This is a genomic window from Paracoccus sp. (in: a-proteobacteria), from assembly GCF_035556475.1.
Classification (GTDB): Bacteria; Pseudomonadota; Alphaproteobacteria; order Rhodobacterales; family Rhodobacteraceae; genus Paracoccus.
Window position 1 is genome coordinate 1 of sequence record NZ_DATMFA010000028.1, and the last position, 2,512, is coordinate 2,512.

At 66.1% G+C, this 2,512-nt stretch carries 4 protein-coding genes; 1 reads left to right on the plus strand and 3 read right to left on the minus strand.

Features of this window, described 5'->3' with window-relative positions:
• Positions 1-114: 114 nt before the first annotated feature.
• Complete coding sequence (locus VNQ78_RS03845; protein ID WP_325686771.1) at positions 115-696, minus strand: MerR family transcriptional regulator; 582 nt, start codon at positions 694-696, stop codon at positions 115-117.
• Positions 696-1,004, minus strand: coding sequence for an integration host factor subunit alpha (gene ihfA / locus VNQ78_RS03850; protein ID WP_325686773.1), 309 nt, complete (start codon positions 1,002-1,004; stop codon positions 696-698). The genes VNQ78_RS03845 and ihfA overlap by 1 nt, the downstream gene beginning before the upstream one ends.
• 199 nt (positions 1,005-1,203) lie before the next feature.
• Here ihfA and VNQ78_RS03855 point away from each other — a divergent pair, with 199 nt between their 5' ends.
• Positions 1,204-1,479, plus strand: a complete 276-nt coding sequence (locus tag VNQ78_RS03855; protein WP_325686775.1) for a DksA/TraR family C4-type zinc finger protein — start codon at positions 1,204-1,206, stop codon at positions 1,477-1,479.
• 2 nt (positions 1,480-1,481) lie between these two features.
• Here the strand turns inward: VNQ78_RS03855 and VNQ78_RS03860 are convergent, their stop codons facing one another.
• Positions 1,482-2,453: a beta-ketoacyl-ACP synthase III gene (locus VNQ78_RS03860; protein WP_325686777.1), complete on the minus strand. Its 972-nt coding sequence runs from the start codon at positions 2,451-2,453 to the stop codon at positions 1,482-1,484.
• Between the last annotated feature and the right edge of the window lie 59 nt (positions 2,454-2,512).

Below are 2,512 nucleotides of genomic sequence, written 5' to 3' on the forward strand. Positions count from 1 at the left end.
ATATAGAGCGAAGCGGGCGGCCAGCACAAGGGGTGGTAGAAGGAATTTTCGACAATAATGCGAAGCCCTTCGAAGATATGCCTCGCCGCCGAAAAACCGGGCGCGATCACCGGCTTAGATCTGGGCGCGCAGAAGCTCGCGCAGGGCATGCGCCTGAGGGGGCAGGGCCACCCCTTCGCGTTCCAGCCGCCGCAACCCCTGCGCGGCATCGCAGAGCCGCTCCAGCAGGTCGCGGGGCTCTGCCGGGGGCGGTTCGGGAAAGAGGGGCAGGGAATCGCGCTCCGGCTCCGGGTCGGGCTGGCGACGCTGCGGGGCAGGCCGCTTCACCTCGGGGCTGCGAAGGGTGTCCGCGGCATCACTTGCGGTTGCTGCGGATTCGGGCGCCTCGCCCTCGCGGGGCAAGTCCCGCAGGATGCCGCCAAGCCGCGCGGCGCCGATCTGGCGCAGGCTGGCGCCCCGGTCGGCCGAGATCAGACGCTTGGCGCCCCTGATGCTCAGCCCTTCCTCGCGCATGACCTGGCAAAGCCCGGCGACAAGCTTGATGTCCTCGGGCCGGTAGTAGCGTCTGCCGTCGCCGCGCTTGACCGGCGAGAGATGGCTGAACTGGGTCTCCCAGTATCGCAGGACATGCGGCGCGACGCCGACGAGGCGCGACACCTCTCCGATGGATCGAAAGGCGTCGGGCGACTTGTCCATCAGCGCGGAGACTTGTTGCCTGCCGCGACGCGATCCTTCATCAGATGCGAGGGGCGGAAGGACAGCACGCGACGAGGCGTGATCGGCACCTCCTCACCCGTCTTGGGATTACGGCCGATACGCTCATTCTTGTCGCGCACGGAAAAGGTGCCGAAGGACGAGATCTTGACCTGTTCGCCCCGCACCAGCGCGTCGGAGATATGACCAAGCACGCTTTCGACCAATTGGGCGGATTCGTGGCGGGACAGGCCGACTTCGCGGAACACTGCTTCTGCCAGATCCATGCGGGTCAGGGTGGAGTCGCTCATTTCGGGGACCTCTCTCTTGAAGCAAGGATGATTTTTTTGCCACGGTGTGTCAACATGCGCTACCCCGCCAAGGTTCCAAACTAAGCAATTTTGTTCCAATTTATTCGGGTCTTACTGGCCAATGCCCGGTCCGGTTGCGTTGAAACCGCCCGGATCCTCCCCATCTGACGCATTGGCAGACAATTCGGAGGATTGCAAAATGGCAGGGGGATGGGCCCGTGACGAGGCGGTAAACGACCAGATCGACGTCTCGACTCAGGAAGCGATCCAGCGCGTGCGGGCGCGTCAGGCGCATCGCGACGCGCGGGACAGCGCCGAGTTCTGCGAGGAGTGCGACGAGCCGATTCCACCCGCCCGGCGCGAGGCGATCCCCGGCGTCCGTCTATGCGTCGCCTGCCAGTCGCGGCGCGACCGGGACTGGCGGCCGCAGGCGGGAATCAACCGGCGCGGGTCGAAGGATTCGCAACTGCGCTAGAATTACCAGCGCAGGACGACCGAACCCCAGGCCAGACCGCCGCCGATGGCCTCGGCCACGATGACCTGCCCGGGCGCGAACTTGCCCTCGTCATCCGCGACCGACAGTGCGAGCGGAATCGACGCGGCAGAGGTGTTGCCGTGATCCGCCACGGTCAGCACGACCTTTTCCAGCGGCAGGTGCATCCGCTTCGCGGTCGCCTCGATGATGCGGAGGTTGGCCTGATGGGGCACCAGCCAGTCCACCTGATCGGTGGTCAGGCCAGCCCGTTCGATCGCGCGATGCGCGGTATCGGCCAGTTTCTCGACCGCGTGGCGGAAGACGAGGTTGCCCTGCATCCGCAGATGCCCCGCCGTGCCGGTGGAGGCGACGCCGCCATCGACATAAAGCAGGTCGCGATACTGCCCGTCGCTGTTCAGGTCGACCGAGAGGATGCCGCGATCCGCGGGCGTGCCTTCGCCTTCGGCGGCTTCCAGCACCACGGCGCCGGCGCCGTCGCCGAAAAGGACGCAGGTGCCGCGGTCGGTCCAGTCCATGATCCGGCTGAAGGTCTCGGCCCCGATCACCAGCACGCGGTCGGCCTGACCGGCGCGGATCATCGCATCCGCATTGGCCAGCGCAAAGACAAAGCCCGCGCAGACCGCCTGCACGTCATAGGCAAAGCCGCGCTTCATGCCCAATCCGGCCTGAACCATGGTCGCGACCGAGGGGAAGGTGAAATCGGGGGTCGAGGTGGCGACGATCACCGCGTCGATATCGTCGGCCGCAAGCCCGGCCTTGTCCAGCGCCGCCTTGGCCGCGGCGATGCCGAGATCGCTGGTGCGCTGGTCATCGGCCGCGAAATGCCGGCGTTCGATCCCCGTGCGCGAGCGGATCCATTCATCGCTCGTTTCCAGCTTGTCCTCGAACCAGCTGTTCTCGACCACACGCTCGGGCAGATAGTGCCCCGTGCCCCGAACTACCGCACGCCGCATCAGGACGTTCCCTTCTCTTCTGTGCCGGTCTGACCGGCTGCCTCTTGCGAAAGCGACTG

Bases quoted from the DNA above. Each gene is read 5' to 3' on its own strand.
- VNQ78_RS03845 (WP_325686771.1), bottom strand. From the start codon at position 696: ATGGACAAGTCGCCCGACGCCTTTCGATCCATCGGAGAGGTGTCGCGC.
- ihfA (WP_325686773.1), bottom strand. From the start codon at position 1,004: ATGAGCGACTCCACCCTGACCCGCATGGATCTGGCAGAAGCAGTGTTC.
- VNQ78_RS03855 (WP_325686775.1), top strand. From the start codon at position 1,204: ATGGCAGGGGGATGGGCCCGTGACGAGGCGGTAAACGACCAGATCGAC.
- VNQ78_RS03860 (WP_325686777.1), bottom strand. From the start codon at position 2,453: ATGCGGCGTGCGGTAGTTCGGGGCACGGGGCACTATCTGCCCGAGCGT.